This is a genomic window from Variovorax sp. WS11, from assembly GCF_010499245.1.
In the GTDB taxonomy this organism is placed as follows: domain Bacteria; phylum Pseudomonadota; class Gammaproteobacteria; order Burkholderiales; family Burkholderiaceae_C; genus Variovorax.
In genome coordinates, this window is the sequence record NZ_JAAGOW010000002.1 from 468,413 (window position 1) to 488,100 (window position 19,688).

Consider the following 19,688-nt stretch of genomic DNA (forward strand, 5'->3'; position numbering starts at 1 on the left):
CGGCCGGGTGGCCACTGCACTACCGGCGCTCTGCCATTCCGATCTTTCCTTCGAACTCGACTTCCTCCTGGGGACGGATCAAGGCCAACAATGGCTCGCACAAGCGGTGATCGACTACCTGTTGGGGGCGAACTTGAGCGACGCCACCACAGTCGTCCCGGTATTCAAGGCACTCGCGCATCGCGTCGATCTTCAGGCTGCCCTCCGGGATTCGAGGCGCCTGGAACAGCGAATGGCGAGTATTCGATTCGACCCTGAGCAGTTGCGTGAATGTGCGACGCATCTGCATCAATGGCTTCCCGGCTGGAGGCTGCTGTTGATCATGACGCCGGATTCAAGCCTCTTTCAGGACCGTGATCCGGATCTACGGCTCGCAGTCATGGCCATCGATGCCGTCGCTGCAAACGCCGAGCCAGGCGGTCCCATAGAGGGCATCGATGGCCTTGCGAGCGCCAGGCTGGACGGCTGGCTGATCCAGAAAGCCCTGAGTGCCATGCTGCAACGCCGCGTGACCGACAAACCCTTGTTGTCCGACGATGCGTTGAGCAACGTCATGCGCGCGGTTGTAAGGGACAAGGTACTGGCACAAAGCACGCTCGAGTGGATAGAGAAGTGCCCTCAGGAACAAGGCGTGAGGCTGTACACAGCGCTCGTCAGCCTTCCGCGTGAGAGTCCTCCAGCCGCGTTCAACGAAAAAGAGTGGGAACAACTATGGAACTTGGCGTCGACGAAGACGTAGATCTGATCCACAAAGATGGCCTGGCTCGTGTGAACGCGATTGCGCGCCGATACGGAGGCCCGGCGCCCTCACCCTAGCTCTCTCCCAGAGGGAGAGGGAACAAGGCGGGGTCGCAGAGAACAAGAGCGCTACAGCACCAGCAAGGCCCGGAAATCGTTGACGTTGGTATGCGTCGGCCCCGTCACGCAGAGATCCCCGATCGCATCGAAGTACCCGTAGGCATCGTTGCGATCCAGGTGGTCGGCCAGTTTGCGCCCCGCCGCTTCGGCGCGCGCCAGGGTGTCGGGCGTGACGAAAGCGCCGGCGTTGTCTTCCACGCCGTCGATGCCGTCGGTGTCGGCCGCCAGGGCCCACACCTTCTTCTGTCCCGCCAGCGCGCCCGCGAGACCCAGGCAGAACTCGCCAGCACGGCCGCCGCGGCCCTTGGCTTGGCCTGGCTGGCGCGGCCGGATGGTGACCGTGGTCTCGCCGCCCGACAGGATCACGCAGGGCTTGGCAAAGGGCGCACTGCGCAGCGCCACGGCGCGCGCCAGTGCGCCATGCACCTTGCCGACCTCGCGCGACTCGCCTTCCATTTCGTCGCTGAGGATGTGGGCCTCGATGCCGGCTGCACGCGCCGCCGCGGCCGCGGCTTCGAGCGACTGCTGCGGCGTGGCGATCAGGTGCGTCACATGGCCTTTGAAGATGGCGTCGTCGGGCTTGGGCGTTTCGAGCGCGCCGCTTTCGAGCTGCGCCCGCACGGCCGGCGGCACCTCGATGCGATAGCGATCGAGGATGGCCAGCGCATCGGCGCAGGTCGTCGCGTCAGGCACGGTGGGGCCGCTGGCGATCACGGCCGGGTCGTCGCCGGGCACGTCGCTGATGGTGAGCGTCACCACCTTCGCCGGCCCGCAGGCCGCGGCCAGCCGGCCCCCCTTGATGCGCGAAAGATGCTTGCGCACGCAGTTCATCTCGCCGATGTGCGCGCCCGATTCGAGCAGTTGCTTGTTGATGCGCTGCTTGTCCGGCAGCGTGAGCCCTTCGGCCGGCAGCGTGAGCAGCGCCGAGCCGCCGCCGGAGATGAGGCACAGCACCAGGTCGTCGGCCGTGAGGCCCTGCGTCAACGCAAGAATGCGCTCGGCCGCCTTCAGCCCGGCTTCGTCCGGCACCGGATGCGCGGCCTCGACGATCTCGATGCGCTTCGCCAGGCCCTCGGGCCGCGGCGGGATGTGGTCGTAGCGCGTGACGACCAAGCCCGAGAGCGCCGCATCGGCCGGCCACAGGGCCTCCAGCGCCTGCGCCATCGAGCCGCCGGCCTTGCCGGCGCCAAGCACCAGGGTGCGGCCCTTGGGCGGCTTGGGCAGGTGCTCGCCCATGCTGTCCAGCGGCAGCGCGCGCCGGACCGCGATGCGGTAGAGCTGTTCGAGGAAGTCGCGCGGCGCGGCGTGGGGATCGGGCAGGGCTTGGGATGCGTTCATGGGGTTTCGGTCTCCGTTGCCCGATTGTCCACGGCGAGCCGCGGCGCCCGAGCGTGCTAATTGGTCTTCGCGCCGCCCTCGAACCACTTGGCGATCAGGGCGCGCTCGGCGTCGGTCATGCCGGTGGAGTTGTTCATCGGCATGATCTTGGTGACCACCGCCTGCTGGTAGACGCCCTGCGCATGCGCGGTGACCTGGTCGGGCGTGTCGAGGCGCACGTTCTTCATCTGCACCTGGGCGCCGTGGCACATGTAGCAGCGCTGCTCCAGCACCTTCTTGACGTCGCCGAAGGCCACCTTCTGCGACGCGGCGGCGCTGGCCATCGGCGCGGCAGCGGGCTCGGGCCGCATCCAGACGATCGACAGGCCCAGCACCACGACGCCGACCATCGCGTAGGGCAGCGGGTTGCCCGCATTGCCCAGCTTGAAGCGGTGCCGCACCACGAAGAACTGCCGGATCGCCGCGCCGCCCAGCATGATCAGCAGCAGCACGATCCAGTTGTACTTGTGCGTGTAGGTGAAGCTGTAGTGGTTGCTCAGCATCGCGAACAGCACCGGCAGCGTGAAGTAGGTGTTGTGCACGCTGCGCTGCTTGCCGCGCGCGCCGTGGATCGGGTCGACCGGCCGGCCCTCGCGCAGCGCCTGCACGTTCTTGCGCTGGCCCGGGATGATCCAGAAGAAGACGTTGCCGCTCATGGTCGTGGCCATCATCGCGCCCACCAGCAGGAAGGCGGCGCGGCCGGCGAACCACTGGCAGGCTAGCCAGGTGGCGAATGCGATGAAGACCGCCACCAGCACGCCGACGATGGTGTCGCCGTTCTTGCGCTGGCCGAAGATCTGGCAGATGGCGTCGTAGACCATCCAGAAGACGACGAAGAAGGCCAGCGCCACGCCGATGGCGGCGCCGGGCTGCCAGTCCATCTTGGACTTGTCGATCAGGTAGGTGCTCGCGTTCCACAGATAGGACATCGTGAAGAGCGCGAAGCCGGTGATCCAGGTGGAGTAGCTTTCCCAGTAGGACCAATGCAGGTGGTCCGGCAGCTTCTTAGGCGCCAGCGCGTACTTCTGCATGTTGTAGAAGCCGCCGCCGTGCACGGCCCACTGCTCGCCGCCGACGCCCTTGTCGAGCGACTCCGGGTCCTGCGGCTTCTCGAGGCTGTTGTCCAGCATCACGAAGTAGAAGGAGGCGCCGATCCAGGCGATGGCGGTGATGACGTGGACCCAGCGCAGCAGCAGATTGGCCCAGTCGAGGTAGTAGCTTTCCATGTGCTCAACCTTGGTTTGGACTGCTCACCACTGCGGGCGCTGTAAGCAGAGAAAGGGCCGCGAACGCAGGCCCCTTGAAAGGCCTCGCTCCGCTGCGGCTTGTGGACTGGAGTGTATACACTTTCGGCGATGGATTCGAGGATTTTTTGCGGCGCAGGCTTGCAGGAAAACCCTGATCCGCCCTCACGCGCGGTACAGGCTCTGCAAAAGCTGTGCCGCCACGGCCACGGCGATCACCTCCGGCTCCTTGCCCGTGATGCCGGGCACGCCGATCGGGCAGGTGATGCGCGCCAGCTCCTCGGCCGTGAAGCCGCGCGCCTCCAGCCGATGGCCGAAGGTGGCCCACTTGGTCTTGCTGCCGATCAGGCCCACGTAGGGCAGGTCGTCGCGCGCGCGCAGGCGCTTGAGGCAGGCGATGACGATGTCCAGGTCCTCGGCATGGCTGAAGCTCATGATCAGCACGCGCGAGCCGGGCTCGAGCTGCGCCACGGCGTCCTGCACCGGGTCGGAATGCTCGGTCTCGATCTGGGCCGGCAGCGCATCGGGGAAGACACCGTCGCGGCTGTCGATCCAGCGCACCTTGAAGGGCAGCGTGGACAGGAGCCGCGCCAGCGCCGCGCCCACATGGCCGCCGCCGAAGAGGGCCACCGGTTCCAGGTGCGCCAGCAGTTCGGTCTGCAGCGCCTTCGCATCGGCCGCCGCGATGCGCTGGTACGAAAGAAAGACCACGCCGCCGCAGCACTGGCCCAGGGTCGGGCCCAGCGGGTAGCGGCGCACGCCCTCGATCGCCGCGCCGCCCGCGAGCCAGCCGCGCGCCTCGTCGGTCGCCTGGTACTCGAGCTGCCCGCCGCCGATGGTGGCGGTGAGGCCCTCGGCCCACACCGCCATCCAGGTGCCGGCCTCGCGCGGCGCCGAGCCCTGCGTGCGCACGACGCGCACCAGCACGCCCTCCTCGCCACGCGCGAGGCGCGCCAGCAGTTCGTCGACCAGGCCGTTCATCCGCGATACCTCCGGTTGCTCCAGGGCCATGCTGCCACGGTATAAATCCCGGCATGACCTTCACGCTGCTTGCCACGCCCCTTCGCCGCGCCTTCGCGGCCGCCTTGACCACAGCCCTGGGCCTCGTCGGCTGTGGCGGCCTTCCAGGATCGACGGGCTCCGTGCCCGGCCAGCTCAGCGACGCGACGGCCGCGCCGGCCCAGGGCGCCGGCGCCACCCCGCGCGCCTCCAACGCCGGCACCCCGCGCGAGTACAAGCAGGACGCCGCGCGCCATATCTACGCACGCAACGGGAACCGCATCTACGCCGGCAAGCTGCCGCCGCTGCTCTACGCCATCGGCACGCTCTCGGTCAGCCTCGACGCGAACGGCAAAGTGACCAGCATGCACTGGATGCGGGCGCCCAAGCACGCGCCCGAGGTGGTCGCCGAGATCGAGCGCACCGTGCTGGCGGCGGCGCCCTACCCGCCCGCCAGCCGCATCGGCAAGCTGACCTGGACGGACACCTGGCTGTGGGACAAGAGCGGGCATTTCCAGCTCGATACGCTGACCGAAGGACAGCTCTCGCAGTTTCAGGACCCGCGGTAAGTGGAGTAGCTCCACGGGCTGACCAGCAGCGGCACGTGGTAGTGCTGGTCGGCGTTCGCCACGCCGAAGTCCAGCGTCACGCGGTTCAGGAAATTCGGCTCGGGCAGCGTCACGCCGCGTGACTTGAAATAGCCCGCCACGTCGAAGACCAGGCGGTAGGTGCCCGTCTTCAGCGCGCCGTCGCCGTAGAGCGGGCCATCGCTGCGCCCGTCCGCATTCAGCGTGAAGCGCCTGACCAGCGTGGCGCGCGCGTCCTCGCCGGTGCCGTCGGTGGTGTAAAGCGCGACCTCCATGCCGGCCGCGGGGCCGCCGTGCATGGTGTCGAGGACGTGGGTGCTGAGGCCCATGGTGATGCTCCTTCAAGGCATTGGGGAAATTCCGGTCGACAAAAGTGTATACACTTCCCGGCTTTGGGTCTATCATGAAAACCATGGATTCGACCACCACCCGCGCGATCGTCGATGCGCTCACCAAGGCCATCGTGGAACACCGGCTGCAGCCGGGCAGCAAGCTGGCCGAGCAGAAGCTGGCCGATCACTTCGGCGTCTCGCGCACCCTGGTGCGGCAGGCGCTGTTCCAGCTCTCGCAGAACAAGCTGATCCGGCTGGAGCCCGCACGCGGTGCCTTCGTGGCGGCGCCCGCGGTCGATGAGGCCAAGCAGGTCTTCGCCGTGCGCCGCATGCTGGAGGCCGAGATGACGCGCGAGTTCGTGCGTAACGTCACGCCGGCGAAGATCAAGGCGCTCAAGGAGCACGTGGCGCTCGAAAAGGCCGCGGTCTCGGGGGAAGACATCTCGGGGCGCACCGAGCTGCTGGGCGACTTCCATGTCCGCATGGCCGAGCTGATGGGCAACCAGGTGCTGGCGCAGATCCTGGGCGAGCTGATCTCGCGCTGCGCCCTCATCACGCTGATGTACCAGAGCGCGACGGCGGCCGAGCATTCCAACGACGAGCACGCCGACATCGTGAAGGCGCTGGCCGCGAAGGACGAGGAGCGCGCGGTGCGGCTGATGACCGAGCACCTGCTGAACGTCGAGGCCAACCTCGTTTTCGACCGCAAGGTCCCCACCCATGACATCTCGGTCGCCCTGGCCGCCTGAGACCCCATCCATGAGCACCCTCTACGACACCACCCTGCCCTACCCGCGCGACCTGGTCGGCTACGGCCGCAACCCGCCCCATGCCCAATGGCCCGGGCGCGCGCGCATCGCGGTGCAGTTCGTCCTCAACTACGAGGAAGGCGGCGAAAACTGCGTGCTGCACGGCGATGCGGGCTCCGAGCAATTCCTCTCCGAGATGTTCAACCCGGCGAGCTTCCCGGACCGGCACATCAGCATGGAGGGCATCTACGAGTACGGCTCGCGTGCCGGCGTCTGGCGCATCCTGCGCGAGTTCGAGAAGCGCGGCCTGCCGCTCACCGTGTTCGGCGTCGGCATGGCGCTGGAGCGCTATCCCGAGCTCACGTCCGCCTTCAAGGAACTGGGCCACGAGATCGCCTGCCACGGCTGGCGCTGGATCCACTATCAGAACATGGACGAGGCCGGCGAGCGCGAGCACATGCGCCTGGGCATGGAAGCGATCGAAAAGCTCACCGGCGAGCGGGCCCTGGGTTGGTACACCGGCCGCGACAGCCCCCGCACCCGCCGCCTGGTGGCCGACTACGGCGGCTTCGAGTACGACAGCGACTACTACGGCGACGACCTGCCCTTCTGGATGAAGGTGCAAAAGACCGACGGCACGGTCGTGCCGCAGCTCATCGTCCCCTACACGCTCGACTGCAACGACATGCGCTTCGCGCTGCCCCAGGGCTACTCGCACGCCGACCCCTTCTTCCAGTACATGAAGGACAGCTTCGACGCGCTCTACGCCGAGGGCGACGAGGCACCCAAGATGATGAGCATCGGCATGCACTGCCGGCTGCTCGGACGCCCCGGCCGCATCACGGCGCTGCAGCGCTTCCTGGACCACATCGCGAAGCACGATCGCGTGTGGGTCTGCCGCCGGCTCGACATCGCGCGCCACTGGAAGGCCGCGCATCCTTACACCGACCAGAAGGGAGCCTGACATGGCCCTGAGCATCGAACAACTGAACGCCGCCACGCCCGACCAGGTCGCGGCCCTGCTCGACGGCACCTACGAGCATTCGCCGTGGATCGCGCAGCGCGCCGCCGCGGCGCGGCCCTTCCGCTCGCTCGCGCATCTCAAGCATGCGCTGGTGCAGGCGGTCTCCAAGGCCACGGACGACGAACAGCTGGGCCTGATCCGCGCCCACCCCGAGCTCGCGGGCAAGGCCATGGTCAGCAAGACGCTGACCGCCGAGTCGAACCACGAGCAGGGCAAGGCCGGCCTCACGGACTGCACGCCGGAGGAGTTCGCGAAGATCCAGCAGCTCAACGCCGACTACAACGCGAAGTTCGGCTTCCCCTTCATCCTCGCGGTCCGCGGGCCACGCGGCACGGGCCTTTCCAAGCGCGAGATCATCGACACCTTCGAGCGCCGGCTGCACCACCCGGCGGACTTCGAGCGCGGCGAGGCGCTGCGCAACATCCACCGCATCGCCGAGATCCGGCTGGACGACAAGTTCGGCGTGACGCCCGCGCTCGGCAACGATGTGTGGGACTGGCAGGAACAGCTGTCGCAGCACACCGACCCGGGCTACGCCGAGAAGGGCCAGCTCACCGTCACCTATTTGACCGAGGCGCACCGCGCCTGCGCGCAACAGATCGCGGGCTGGATGCGCGAGGCCGGCTTCGACAGCGTTCAGATCGATGCGGTCGGCAACGTGGTCGGCCGCTATGAAGGGGCCACACCGGGCGCCAAGACGCTGCTGACCGGCTCGCACTACGACACCGTGCGCAACGGCGGCAAGTACGACGGCCGGCTGGGCATCTTCGTGCCGATCGCCTGCGTGCGCGAGCTCAAGCGCCAGAACCGGCGCCTGCCCTATGCCTTCGAGGTGGTCGGCTTCGCGGAAGAGGAAGGCCAGCGCTACAAGGCCACCTTCCTGGGCTCGGGCGCGCTGACCGGTCACTTCGATCCGAAGTGGCTGGACCAGAAGGACGCCGACGGCATCACCATGCGCGAGGCGCGCGCAGCCGCCGGCCTGAAGGAGGAAGACATCCCGAAGCTGCAGCGCGACCCGTCCAAGTATCTGGGCTTCGTCGAAGTGCACATCGAGCAGGGCCCGGTGCTGACCGAGCTCGACCTTCCGCTGGGCATCGTGACCTCGATCAACGGCGGCGTGCGCTACGTGGGCGAGGCGATCGGCATGGCCAGCCACGCCGGCACCACGCCGATGAACCGGCGCCGCGATGCCGCCGCCGCGGTGGCCGAGCTGATCCTCTTCGCCGAGCAGCGCGCCGCAAAGGACGGCGATTCGGTTGCCACCGTCGGCATGCTCGAAGTGCCCAGCGGCTCGATCAACGTGGTGCCGGGTAGCTGCAAGTTCAGCCTGGACATGCGCGCGCCCAACAACCCGCAGCGCGACGCGCTGGCGGCCGACGTGATCGCCGAGCTCAAGGCCATCTGCGAGCGCCGCGGCGTGCGCTACACGCTGGAGGAAAGCATGAAGGCCTCGGCCGCGCCCAGCGCGCCGGCCTGGCAGCAGCGCTGGGAGCAGGCCGTCGACACGCTCGGCGTGCCGCTGTACCGCATGCCCAGCGGCGCCGGCCACGACGCGATGAAACTGCACGAAGTGATGCCGCAAGCCATGCTCTTCGTGCGCGGCATCAATTCGGGCATCAGCCACAACCCGCTCGAATCGAGCACCAACAACGACATGCAATTGGCGGTGGAAGCCTTCCAATTGCTGCTCGACAACCTGGCCAACGAGAAGGCGCACTGACATGACGACGACCACCGACTACGACAAGCTCGACGCCTGGATCGATGCCAACTTCGACGATGAGGTGCGCTTCCTCCAGCAGATGGTCCGCGTGCCCACCGACACGCCGCCCGGCAACAACGCGCCGCATGCCGAGCGCACGGCCGAACTGCTCGAAACCTTCGGCTTCGTGGCCGAGAAGCATCCGGTGCCGGCGCAGGAGGTGAAAGACTACGGTCTGGAGTCGATCACCAACCTGATCGTTCGCCGCAAGTACGGCGAGGCCGGTCCGACAGTGGCACTGAATGCTCACGGCGACGTGGTGCCGCCCGGCGAAGGCTGGACGCACGACCCCTACGGCGGAGAGATCGAGGACGGCCGCCTCTACGGCCGCGCCGCGGCGGTCAGCAAGAGCGACTTCGCGAGCTTCACCTTCGCGCTGCGCGCCCTCGAGGCGGTGGCGAAGCCGGCGAAGGGCAGCGTCGAGCTGCACTTCACCTACGACGAAGAGTTCGGCGGCCTCTTGGGCCCGGGCTGGCTGCTCAAGCAAGGCCTCACCAAGCCCGATCTGATGATCGCGGCCGGCTTCAGCTACGAGGTGGTGACGGCGCACAACGGCTGCCTGCAGATGGAAGTCACGGTGCACGGCAAGATGGCGCACGCGGCCGTGCCCACCACCGGCGTCGATGCGCTGCAGGGCGCGGTGCACGTCCTCAACGCGCTCTACGCGCAGAACACGCTCTACCAGCAGGTCACCTCCAAGGTCGAGGGCATCACGCACCCCTACCTCAACGTGGGCCGCATCGAGGGCGGCACCAACACCAACGTCGTGCCCGGCAAGGTGGTCTTCAAGCTCGACCGCCGCATGATCCCCGAGGAGCATCCGGCCGAGGTCGAGGCCACCATCCGCCAGGTGATCACCGACGCCGCGGCGCAGCTGCCGGGCATCACCGTCGAGATCAAGCGCCTGCTGCTGGCCAATTCGATGAAGCCGCTGCCGGGCAACAAGCCGCTGGTGGAGGCGATCCAGAAGCACGGCCACCAGGTCTTCGGCGAGCCGATCAAGGCCATGGGCACGCCGCTGTACACCGACGTGCGGCTCTACGGCGAGGCCGGTATCCCCGGCGTGATCTACGGCGCGGGGCCGCGCAGCGTGCTCGAATCGCACGCCAAGCGCAGCGACGAGCGCGTGGTGCTGGAAGACCTGCGGCGCGCGACCAAGGTGATTGCGCGCACGCTCAAGGACCTGCTGGCCTAAGGGGGTTTGCTCCCGGCCGGCACAGGGCCGGCGTGCCCCGATGCCGGACATCCGGAATTGGCTTACCCTCGCGGCGTCGTCCTCCGCGAGGTGCTTCATGTCCCGTCCCCTCTTCAGCTCCACCATCGCCGGCAGCCTGCCCAAGCCCGCCTGGCTGGCCGAAACCCGCAAGCTCTGGCCGACCTGGAAGGCCGAAGGCACCGAACTCGCCCAGGCCAAGGCCGATGCCACGCTGCTGTGGATCAAGGCCCAGGAAGACGCCGGCCTCGACGTGATCGGGGACGGCGAGCAGTCGCGCCAGCATTTCGTGCATGGCTTTCTCGAACGGGTCGAGGGCATCGACTTCGAGCACAAGGTGAAGATGGGCATCCGCGACAACCGCTACGACGCGATGGTGCCGCAGGTGGTGGGGCCGCTCCGCCTTACGGGCCGCGTGCATGCCGCGGAGGCGCAGTTGCTGCGCGCTCACACGCAGCGCCGCACCAAGTTCACCCTGCCGGGCCCGATGACCATCGTCGACACCGTGGCCGACCGGCACTACGGCGACCGGGTGGCGCTGGCGATGGCCTTCGCCGAGCTGCTCAACCAGGAGGCGCTGGCGCTCGAAGCCGACGGCATCGACATCGTGCAGTTCGACGAGCCGGCCTTCAACGTTTACCTGAAGGAGGCCGCGGACTGGGGCGTGCGGGCGCTCGAACGCGCCGCGCAGGGGCTGCGCTGCACCACCGCGGTCCACATCTGCTATGGCTACGGCATCCAGGCCAACATCGACTGGAAGGCCTCGCTGGGCGAGGAATGGCACCAGTACGAGGCCGTGTTCCCGGCGCTCGCGAAGAGCCGCATCGACCAGGTGAGCCTGGAGTGCTTCCACTCGCACGTGCCGCCGCAGCTCATGCGCCTGCTGGAGGGCAAGGACGTGATGGTCGGCGTGATCGACGTGGCGAGCGATGAGGTCGAGACGCCCGAGCAGGTGGCCGACACCATCGGCAAGGCGCTGCAGCACGTGCCCAAGGAGAGGCTGCTACCCTGCACCAACTGCGGCCTCGCGCCGATGGACCGGGCCATCGCGCTGAAGAAGCTGCAGGCGCTGGCCGAGGGCGCCGCGCTCGCGCGCCGGCGCTACGGCTGAAGCCCCGCGGCCCGGGAGCGCCCGCATGGCCGACGAGACCGTCGATGTACTGATCGTCGGCGCCGGCCTGTCCGGCATCGGCGCCGCCTGCCACCTGCAGAAGCGATGCCCCGACCGCAGCTTTGTCATCATCGAGGCGCGCCAGGCGCTCGGCGGCACCTGGGACCTCTTTCGCTACCCGGGCGTGCGCTCCGACTCCGACATGTACACGCTGGGCTACTCGTTCCGGCCATGGACCGGGGACAAAGCCATCGCCGAAGGGCCGGCCATCCTCCAGTACCTGCGCGACACCGCGCGCGAGCACGGCATCGAGGATCGCATCCGCTTCGGCCACCGGCTGCGCCGGGCCGCGTGGTCGTCCGCCGAAGCCGCCTGGATCGTGGACATCGAGCGCGATGCCGCCGAGCCGCTGCGCCTGCGCTGCGCCTTCCTGCTGATGTGCATCGGCTACTACGACGATGCCGAGGGCTACACGCCCGCATTCGAAGGCCGCGAGCGCTTCGCCGGCCGCATCGTGCATCCGCAGCACTGGCCCGCCGACATCGACTACGCCGGCCGGCGCGTGGTGGTGATCGGCAGCGGCGCCACCGCGGTCACGCTGGTGCCCGCGCTGGCCGATCGGGCCGCGCACGTGACCATGCTGCAGCGCTCGCCGAGCTACGTGCTCTCGCGGCCGTCGGCGGATCCGGTGGCGCGCTGGCTGCAGCGCGTCGCGGGCCCGGGCCCGGCCCATGCAGTCGCCCGATGGAAGAACCTGCTGATGGCCATGCTGGTGTTCCGCCTGTGCCGGCGCAGGCCGCAACAGGCCAGGGAGCTGATGCTCAAGCTGGTACGCCGCCAGCTCGGGCCGCACTACGACGTCGATCGGCACTTCACGCCCCGCTACGACCCCTGGGAACAGCGCCTGTGCCTGGTGCCCGACGGCGACCTGTTCAAGGCCATCCGCGCGGGGCGCGCGAGCATCGTCACCGACCGCATCGAGCGCTTCACCGAACACGGGCTGCTGCTCGCGAGCGGCGCGGAACTGGAAGCCGACCTGGTGGTGACCGCCACTGGCCTGAAGCTGCGTCCGCTCGGCGCGCTCGAGTTCAGCGTCGACGGCCGGCCGCTGGCCGGCTCGGAACTGGTTAGCTACAAAGGGCTGATGTTCGGCGGCGTGCCCAACCTGGTGTCGATCTTCGGCTACACGAATGCCTCGTGGACGCTGAAGGCAGACCTCGCCAGCGTCTTCGTGTGCCGATTGCTGCGGCACATGCGGCGCACCGGCGCACGGGAGTGCCGGCCGCGGCTCGACCCGAGCGCAATGCCGCTTGCCCCCTGGACCGATTTCTCGTCAGGCTACTTCCAGCGCGCGATGGACCAGCTGCCCCGGCAGGGGGCGAAGAGGCCGTGGAAGCTGAACCAGGACTATCTGTCCGACCTGATGAGCCTGCGCTTCGCGGCGTTGGATGATGGGGTGATGCGTTTCTCCCACTGAAGCCCCTGCTGCGCCGATGCGCGATCCTCGACGACCACGGCACCGCTTGGTCGTGGGCCGCGGCGTGGATGCCGATGCACCCTGCTCGTTTCATCCGATGTGGGGATGTGCAAAGGACAAGCGTCCGATACCGTTGGCTTCTGCACTGGTTCCCATCCAGGGCACTGACAAAGGGGTCTTGCGGCAGGCCGTCTAGATGCAACGCAGCGCCGCAACCGTTGTCGCTGCACCTCCCCAACAAGCGCAGCCCGCGGTGCTTTCGAACCATCGCGCTGCCCGTTTGCCGCTCGGCGGATCGGGACGGTCGACCGACGGCACGGATTGAATCGCATCAACCAAGTGGAGTCATCATCATGATCATCACAGTCCTCAATATGTCGAAGCAGATCGCGGACGCTGATCTTCAGCACGTCATCAGAGCGATCAATAGACAGATCAAGGAAGACTTTGAGCCCTACTGGAGTCTAGGCGCCCTTCTTCGCCTGGAAGGCAAGAGCGCAAGGGCCCCGGACAAGCTAGGCCTTCCGGATATGAGGGGCGATGCAGTCCTGTATCTATGGGACCAAGTCGACGTGCCCAACGCCCTCGGCTACCACGACGCGAACGCACGCGGCATCCCCTTCGGCTTCGTTTTCACCGAGCTCCAGGGGGAGCTCCACGAGGCATGGACAGTGACGCTTTCTCACGAGGCGCTGGAGCTGATCGCCGATCCACTCGTCAATCTACTGGTGGCCGGCCCGCATCCGACAGAGGATCGAACCGTGTTCCACTGGTACGAGATGTTCGATGCTGTTCAAGATGAGAGGTACCAGGTTGACGGCGTTGACGTCTCCAACTTCGTTCTTCCTCTTTACTTCACACCGACAGCCGAACAAGGGAGCAGAAACGACTTTCTCGGCAAGGCGTACGAGGGCGCGACGCTCGCATCGTTCGGCATCAACCCAGGTGGCTACATCGGGTTCTTCGACCCAAAGACTGAAAAACACGAGACGTACGCCATGGCGAACGACGAGACCGCAAAAAGGCGGCTCGCCGCGAAAAAGCAGCTTGCCACAGACGGACTCATGGCAGGGCGGCGCGCCTATCGTATTGGCGGATGGCCGCGGGAAAAGACCCTCGAAGATCAACCCTCGCCGCCGAAAGCTGCCGCGCGTTCGCCGGCCGTGCGGGCCGCCAGCAGCAAGAACATCAACATTCAAGCCGCAACACTCCAGGAGATGGCTCTCGCGGTTTCGCCAAAGGCTGGCCGCTCCTTTGTGATGATCGACAGCGAAGAATAGTTGCGCAGCGTTGCTTGCAATGCCCGGTTAGCGCAAGGCGTGTCGTGGAGCCGCGCGCTTGCGCCGAAGCGGCAGCGCTGGCCGTGAGCAGCCGCGCAGGCTCTTTCGGCAATGCCGAGGCGTTGGCGAAGGCCATCGTGGACGCGAGCGCGCAAGGACCCTGGAAGGTCTGGAATCCCAGGAGGGGGTTCGGCGCAATCTCGAGTTGAGAGAAAGGCTCACGCGGTCGGCAGCACGTCGAAGCCTTCCAGCGGCGGCGACGGTGCCGGCACAGCAGTCTGCTCCAGCGCATCGACACGCGCGCCCGGCACGCCGTGGCGCAGCCACTCGCACATCTGCGCCACCTGCTGCGCCGAGCCCTGCAGCAGCGCCTCGACCGAGCCGTCCCGGCGGTTGCGAACCCAGCCCGTGATGCCCAGCACCCGCGCGTGGCGCATGCAGCCGTCCCGGAATCCGACCCCCTGCACGATGCCGCGCACCCGCACCAGGCGGTGCTCGATCGCTCCGTTCTCGTCCTGTGAATCCATGCGCGCCTCTCGCTGATTCCGGGCGGCCATTGTCGACCTCCTCCGGGTAAACACCAACCCCATTCCCCAACTTCGCGCTTGATTGCACCCATTTTTTGTATACAAATATAGGGTGCAATCATCGAACCGGACAACCCGTCCGGACACCCGCCACCCGCCACGAGGAGACAACCCGTGAACACCGCCGTCAGCCAAGCCAGCGTGGAGCTACCGCTCGCCAGCCCTGCGCCGCATGCCCATGAATCGAACGCCCTCATCAAGCCGGGCTACGACCCTGCCCTCACCAACGAAGACCTCGCGCCCCTGAAAAAGCAGACCTGGGGCCAGTACAACATCTTCGCCTTCTGGATGTCCGACGTGCACAGCGTCGGCGGCTACATCACGGCCGGCAGCCTGTTCGCGCTGGGGCTGTCCAGCTGGCAGGTGCTGGTGGCGCTGCTGGTGGGCATCTGCATCGTGCAGTTCTTCTGCAACCTGGTGGCCAAGCCCAGCCAGGTGACGGGCACGCCCTACCCCGTGATCTGCCGCGCCTCCTTCGGCGTGCGCGGCGCCAACATCCCGGCCATCATCCGCGGCCTGATCGCGGTGGCCTGGTACGGCATCCAGACCTACCTGGCCTCGGCCGCCTTCATGGTGCTGGCGCTGCACCTGTTCCCCAACCTCGCGCCGTATGCCGACGTCAAGCTGCACGGCTTCGCCGGCCTGTCGACGCTGGGCTGGCTCGCCTTCATGGTGATGTGGGTGCTGCAGGCCTTCGTGTTCTGGCACGGCATGGAAGCGATCCGCAAGTTCATCGACTGGGCCGGCCCGGGCGTGTACGTGGTGATGACGATCCTGTGCGGCTGGCTGGTGTGGAAGGCGGGCTGGAAGAACATCGACCTCAACCTCGGCGGCGTCAAGTTCCAGGGCTGGGACGCGCTGCCGGTGATGCTGTCGGCCATCGCGCTGGTGGTGAGCTACTTCAGCGGGCCGATGCTCAACTTCGGCGACTTCTCGCGCTACGGCAAGAGCTTCGACGCGGTGAAGAAGGGCAACTTCTGGGGCCTGCCGATCAACTTCGTGTTCTTCTCGCTGCTGACGGTGATCACCACGGCCGCGACGCTGCCGGTCTTCGGCGAGCTGATCACCGACCCGGTCCACACCGTGGGCAAGATCGACAGCACCACCGCCGTCGTGCTGGGTGCGCTGACCTTCATGATCGCCACCATCGGCATCAACATCGTGGCCAACTTCGTCTCGCCGGCCTTCGATTTCTCGAACGTGGCGCCGCAGCACATCAGCTGGCGCACGGGCGGCATGATCGCCGCGGTGGGCTCGATCTTCCTCACGCCGTGGAACCTCTACAACAACCCCGAGGTGATCCACTACACGCTGGACATCCTGGGCTCCTTCATCGGCCCGCTGTTCGGCATTCTTATCGCGGACTTCTACCTGGTGCAGAAGCAGCACGTGGTGGTCGACGAGCTCTACACGCTGAACCCCAAGGGCCGCTACTGGTACACCAAGGGCTACAACATGAAGGCCGTGTGGACCATGATCCCCTCGGCGCTGATCCCGATCCTGTGCGTGCTCATCCCCGCGTGGCGCGGCGCCGCCAACTATGCCTGGTTCATCGGCATGGGGCTGGGCTTCGTGATCTACGCCCTCCTCAACCGCAAGCCCTGACTGACGACACTCCCATGCGCATCAAGATCATCAACCCCAACACGACCTGGAGCATGACCGAGAAGATCGGTGCCTGCGCGCGCTCTGTCGCGCGGCCCGGCACCGAGATCGTGGTGGTCAGCCCGGCGATGGGGCCGGCCTCCATCGAGAGCCACTACGACGAGGCGCTGGCCGTGCCCGGCCTGCTGCAGGAGATCGCGGCCGGCGAGCGCGAGGGCGTCGACGGCTACGTCATCGCCTGCTTCGGCGACCCGGGCCTGCAGGCGGCGCGCGAGCTGGCGCGCGGCCCGGTGGTGGGCATCGCGCAGGCGGCCATGCACGTGGCCAGCCTGGTGGGCACGCGCTTCAGCGTGGTGACCACGCTCGCGCGCACCATCGGCCAGGCCCGGCACCTGGCCGAGGTCTACGGCATGCAGCGCTTCTGCGCCAACGTGCGGGCCTGCGAGATCCCGGTGCTGGAGCTGGAGGCGCCGGGCAGCAAGGCGCGCGAGCGCATCGTCGACGAATGCCGGCGCGCGCTGGCGGAGGACGGCAGCGACACCATCGTGCTCGGCTGCGCCGGCATGGCCGACCTGTGCGCCCACATCGGCCAGGTGCTGGGCGTGCCGGTGGTCGACGGGGTGGCGGCGGGCACGCAGCTGGTCGAGTCGCTGGTGAACCTGCGCCTTTCCACCAGCAAGCGCGGCGAGCTGGCGCTGCCGCCGGCCAAGCCGGTCGCGGGCCTGCTGGAAGGCTTCACCCTGCAGGCGCCGGCGCTCAAGCGCGCCGCCTGAAGAAGGTGGGAAGGAGCCGCGGCACGCAACGCGCGCCACGGCTCGTCCACAATCGGGCCATGCCACGCGCGCCCAAAGCACCCGCCTCCCCGCTCCCGACGCCGAGCCCCGAACCCGAGGCGGCCGCCGCCGCACCCGACAAGAGCGCGACCATCGAAAGCATCGCCCAGGACATCGCCACCGCCATCGTCGAAAAGCGCCTGCCGCCCGGCACCTGGCTGCGCGAGGAGGCGCTGGGCCGTGTCTATGCGGTGAGTCGCACCAAGATCCGCGCGGCACTGCTGACGCTGTCGAAGGACAAGCTGATCGAGATGATTCCCGACAAGGGCGCCTTCGTCTCCAAGCCCAGCGTGCAGGAGGCGCGCGAGGTCTTCGGCGTGCGCCGCATCCTCGAGGCCGAGGTGGTGCGGCTCTTCGTCGCCAAGGCCAAGCCCGCCGACTACCGCGCGCTGGAGCAGCACATCCAGTTCGAGCGCACAACGCTGCGCGCCACCACGACCACCGGCACGGTGCGCGAGAAGCTGCTCGGCGACTTCCACGTCGCGCTGGCCGAGGCAACCGGCAACCACACGCTGGCCGAGCTCGTGCGCGAGCTGGTGGCGCGCAGCTCGCTCATTGCGATGCTGTACCACTCCTCCAACGACCCGCACTGCTCCTCCGACGAGCACTCGGACTTCCTGCGTGTCGCCCGCAGCGGCGATGCCGAGGCGGCCGTAGCCTGCATGACCGAGCACCTGCTGCGCATCGAGGCCAACCTGCAGCTCACGACGCAGGGCCCGGACCGGCAGCTGGATCTGGTCAAGGCGCTGCTGGCTTGACGCCCGGCTGCACAGCGAAGAGGCCTGCCGCATGACCGTGTGGCAAGGCGCGCTGTTCCTGCTCTGCGTGGCGCTCGCCACCGGCGCCCAGACACTGACGGGCTTCGCCTTCGGGCTCATCCTTCTGGGCCTGGTCGGCATGCTGCAGCTGATGCCGCTGGCGGATGCGGCCAACGTGGTGAGCGTGCTGTCGCTGGCCAATACCTTCGTGGTGCTGACGGGCTCGCGCCGCTCGCTCGACCTGCCGGTGCTGCGCGACACGCTGCTCGGCAGCGGCGTGGGCGTGGTGGCGGGCGTGTTGGTGCTGGACTGGCTCAGCGCCAACGTGGTGATGGTGTTGCGCGTGCTGCTGGGCATGACCATCCTGGCCTGCGCCGCGATCCTGGTGCTGCGCCCGAAGCCGCTGGCTGAACGCTCCTCGCGCGGCAGTTTCCGCGCCTTCGGCCTGGTCTCCGGCGTGATGGGCGGGCTGTTCTCGACGGCCGGGCCGCCGCTGGTGTACCAGTTCTACCGGCAGCCGATGGGGCTGGTCGCCATCACCCAGACGCTGGGCGCCGTCTTCGCCTTCAACTCCCTGCTGCGCCTGGCCATCGTGGTGCCGAGCGGGCAGTTCAGTGCCGGCTCGCTCTGGCTCAGCCTGCTGGCCATGCCGGTCGTGCTGGTGCTGACCTGGCTGCTCAAGCGCCATCCGCCCGCCTGGTCGCCGCAAACGGTGCGGCGGCTGGTGTGCGCGCTGCTCGTGCTGGCCGGGCTGAGCCTGGTGGCATCGGTCGTGACGCACTGAGCGCACGCGACTCAACCGTCGACCGGATGCGTCGGCGTCTCCAGCACCAGCTGCCAGAAGTCCACATCCAGCCATCGCCCGAACTTGAAGCCGGCCTGCCGGATGGTGCCCGCATGCTCGAAGCCGAGCCGTTGGTGCAGCGCGATGCTGCCCTTGTTGGCCAGGTCGATGGCGCCGACCATGACGTGGACCTCCTGCGCCCTGGCGGCCGCGATCAGTTCCTGCATCAGGACCAGCCCCAGGCCCTTGCCGCGATGGTCCTTGTGGACATAGACCGAATGCTCGACCGAGTACTTGTAGGCCGGCCAGGCGCGAAAGGTGCCGTAGCTCGCGAAGCCAATCAGTTCCCCTTTTTCGTCGACCGCGCCGATCACGGGAAAGCGCCCCGCCTCCTTGGTCTTGAACCAGCCGACCATGTTCTCTGGCGTGCGGGGCTTGTAGTCGTAGAGCGCGGTCGAGTTCACGATGGCGTCGTTGAAAATCTCGAGGATGGCGCCGGCATGGGCGTCGTGCGTGCAGGTGACGAAGTTCATGGCGCTCACAGCTCTTTCGTGTAGACGATGAATCCCAGGTGCTTCGCGAGCTTGTCGTAGAGCATCCGGCCGGCGGCGTTGGATTCGTGCGTCTGCCAGTAGACCCGTGAGGCACCGGCCGCCTTCGCCTGGTCGTACACCGCTTCGATGAGCAGACGGCCGATGCCGCGGCCCCGTTTCGATTCGAGCGTGTACAGGTCCGAGAGATAGCAGACGGGCTCGATGCGCGTCATGCTGCGATGAAACAGGCCGTGCGCCAATCCGACGACCTCGCCCTGCTCTTGCGCGACCAGCGCGAACATCGGCTCGCCCGGATCGAAGAAGCGCCGCCAGGTCGTCTGCGTGATGTGCTCGGCCAGCGCGGTCTCGCCCTGGCGGCCGTAGAAAGCGTTGTAGCCGTCCCAGAGGGGCCGCCAGGCGGCATGGTCGTCCTGCGCGACCGGGCGAACAAGAATGGAGTGCATCGGGAAGGATGGGGTTCGATGGCCATGGAGCGCCCCAGTTTGCACGGAAAAGCCCCCACCGCGCTCGCCAAGAGGCCGCCGGCCTGACACACTGCCCGCTTCGAAGGAGCT

At 67.5% G+C, this 19,688-nt stretch carries 19 protein-coding genes; 12 read left to right on the plus strand and 7 right to left on the minus strand.

What is annotated here, in order from left to right; translation table 11 throughout:
* Nucleotides 1-867: 867 nt before the first annotated feature.
* The 3 genes from GXN78_RS22745 to xdhC all read right to left on the minus strand — a co-directional run bounded on the left by GXN78_RS22745 (nt 868) and on the right by xdhC (nt 4,460).
* Nucleotides 868-2,196 carry a glycerate kinase gene (locus GXN78_RS22745; RefSeq protein ID WP_106557173.1) on the minus strand — a complete coding sequence of 443 codons (1,329 nt, stop codon included), beginning with the start codon at nt 2,194-2,196 and terminating at the stop codon, nt 868-870.
* A gap of 56 nt (nt 2,197-2,252) precedes the next feature.
* On the minus strand, nt 2,253-3,461 hold the full coding sequence (locus GXN78_RS22750; RefSeq protein ID WP_106557174.1) for a urate hydroxylase PuuD: 1,209 nt from the start codon (nt 3,459-3,461) through the stop codon (nt 2,253-2,255).
* Between the two features lie 183 nt (nt 3,462-3,644).
* Nucleotides 3,645-4,460, minus strand: a complete 816-nt coding sequence (gene xdhC, locus GXN78_RS22755; RefSeq protein ID WP_106557175.1) for a xanthine dehydrogenase accessory protein XdhC — start codon at nt 4,458-4,460, stop codon at nt 3,645-3,647.
* 53 nt (nt 4,461-4,513) lie between these two features.
* Here xdhC and GXN78_RS22760 point away from each other — a divergent pair, with 53 nt between their 5' ends.
* Nucleotides 4,514-5,047, plus strand: a complete 534-nt coding sequence (locus GXN78_RS22760) for a hypothetical protein (protein WP_106557176.1) — start codon at nt 4,514-4,516, stop codon at nt 5,045-5,047.
* Here the strand turns inward: GXN78_RS22760 and uraH are convergent.
* Nucleotides 5,032-5,394, minus strand: a complete 363-nt coding sequence (uraH, locus tag GXN78_RS22765; RefSeq protein WP_106557177.1) for a hydroxyisourate hydrolase — start codon at nt 5,392-5,394, stop codon at nt 5,032-5,034. The two genes, GXN78_RS22760 and uraH, sit on opposite strands and share 16 nt — an antisense overlap.
* Before the next feature lie 74 nt (nt 5,395-5,468).
* Here uraH and GXN78_RS22770 point away from each other — a divergent pair, with 74 nt between their 5' ends.
* The 7 genes from GXN78_RS22770 (at nt 5,469) to GXN78_RS22800 (ending at nt 14,013) form a co-directional block, all read left to right on the plus strand.
* Entirely contained in the window at nt 5,469-6,146 is a 678-nt protein-coding gene (locus GXN78_RS22770; protein ID WP_106557178.1) for a GntR family transcriptional regulator, read from the plus strand.
* A 10-nt stretch (nt 6,147-6,156) separates the two neighbouring features.
* Nucleotides 6,157-7,110: an allantoinase PuuE gene (gene puuE / locus GXN78_RS22775; protein ID WP_106557179.1), complete on the plus strand. Its 954-nt coding sequence runs from the start codon at nt 6,157-6,159 to the stop codon at nt 7,108-7,110.
* Nucleotide 7,111: 1 nt separating this feature from the next.
* Nucleotides 7,112-8,890, plus strand: a complete 1,779-nt coding sequence (gene uraD, locus GXN78_RS22780; protein ID WP_106557180.1) for a 2-oxo-4-hydroxy-4-carboxy-5-ureidoimidazoline decarboxylase — start codon at nt 7,112-7,114, stop codon at nt 8,888-8,890.
* A 1-nt stretch (nt 8,891) separates the two neighbouring features.
* Complete coding sequence (locus GXN78_RS22785) at nt 8,892-10,127, plus strand: ArgE/DapE family deacylase (protein ID WP_106557181.1); 1,236 nt, start codon at nt 8,892-8,894, stop codon at nt 10,125-10,127.
* Nucleotides 10,128-10,224: 97 nt separating this feature from the next.
* On the plus strand, nt 10,225-11,256 hold the full coding sequence (locus GXN78_RS22790) for a methionine synthase (protein ID WP_106557182.1): 1,032 nt from the start codon (nt 10,225-10,227) through the stop codon (nt 11,254-11,256).
* Between the two features lie 25 nt (nt 11,257-11,281).
* The gene (locus GXN78_RS22795; protein ID WP_106557183.1) at nt 11,282-12,733 is read left to right on the plus strand and encodes an NAD(P)/FAD-dependent oxidoreductase; all 1,452 of its coding nucleotides are present in this window, start codon (nt 11,282-11,284) and stop codon (nt 12,731-12,733) included.
* A gap of 353 nt (nt 12,734-13,086) precedes the next feature.
* Nucleotides 13,087-14,013 (plus strand): hypothetical protein, encoded by a 927-nt coding sequence (locus GXN78_RS22800; RefSeq protein ID WP_106557184.1) that lies wholly within the window; start codon nt 13,087-13,089, stop codon nt 14,011-14,013.
* A 218-nt stretch (nt 14,014-14,231) separates the two neighbouring features.
* Here GXN78_RS22800 and GXN78_RS22805 read toward each other — a convergent pair whose 3' ends face one another.
* A complete protein-coding gene (locus GXN78_RS22805) occupies nt 14,232-14,540 on the minus strand; it encodes an acylphosphatase (protein WP_106557209.1) in 309 nt (102 codons plus the stop codon).
* A gap of 201 nt (nt 14,541-14,741) precedes the next feature.
* Between GXN78_RS22805 and GXN78_RS22810 the strand changes: the two genes are divergently transcribed.
* The 4 genes from GXN78_RS22810 to GXN78_RS22825 are packed head-to-tail and all read left to right on the plus strand — an operon-like array spanning nt 14,742 to nt 18,580.
* Nucleotides 14,742-16,205 carry an NCS1 family nucleobase:cation symporter-1 gene (locus GXN78_RS22810; protein WP_239142919.1) on the plus strand — a complete coding sequence of 488 codons (1,464 nt, stop codon included), beginning with the start codon at nt 14,742-14,744 and terminating at the stop codon, nt 16,203-16,205.
* 14 nt (nt 16,206-16,219) lie between these two features.
* Entirely contained in the window at nt 16,220-16,978 is a 759-nt protein-coding gene (locus GXN78_RS22815) for an aspartate/glutamate racemase family protein (protein WP_106557186.1), read from the plus strand.
* A gap of 59 nt (nt 16,979-17,037) precedes the next feature.
* The gene (locus tag GXN78_RS22820; protein WP_106557187.1) at nt 17,038-17,796 is read left to right on the plus strand and encodes a GntR family transcriptional regulator; all 759 of its coding nucleotides are present in this window, start codon (nt 17,038-17,040) and stop codon (nt 17,794-17,796) included.
* 31 nt (nt 17,797-17,827) lie between these two features.
* A complete protein-coding gene (locus GXN78_RS22825; protein ID WP_106557188.1) occupies nt 17,828-18,580 on the plus strand; it encodes a TSUP family transporter in 753 nt (250 codons plus the stop codon).
* A gap of 11 nt (nt 18,581-18,591) precedes the next feature.
* On the opposite strand, the gene GXN78_RS22830 is transcribed toward GXN78_RS22825, so the two are convergent.
* The gene (locus GXN78_RS22830; RefSeq protein WP_106557210.1) at nt 18,592-19,113 is read right to left on the minus strand and encodes a GNAT family N-acetyltransferase; all 522 of its coding nucleotides are present in this window, start codon (nt 19,111-19,113) and stop codon (nt 18,592-18,594) included.
* 5 nt (nt 19,114-19,118) lie between these two features.
* Nucleotides 19,119-19,577, minus strand: a complete 459-nt coding sequence (locus GXN78_RS22835; protein WP_106557189.1) for a GNAT family N-acetyltransferase — start codon at nt 19,575-19,577, stop codon at nt 19,119-19,121.
* Between the last annotated feature and the right edge of the window lie 111 nt (nt 19,578-19,688).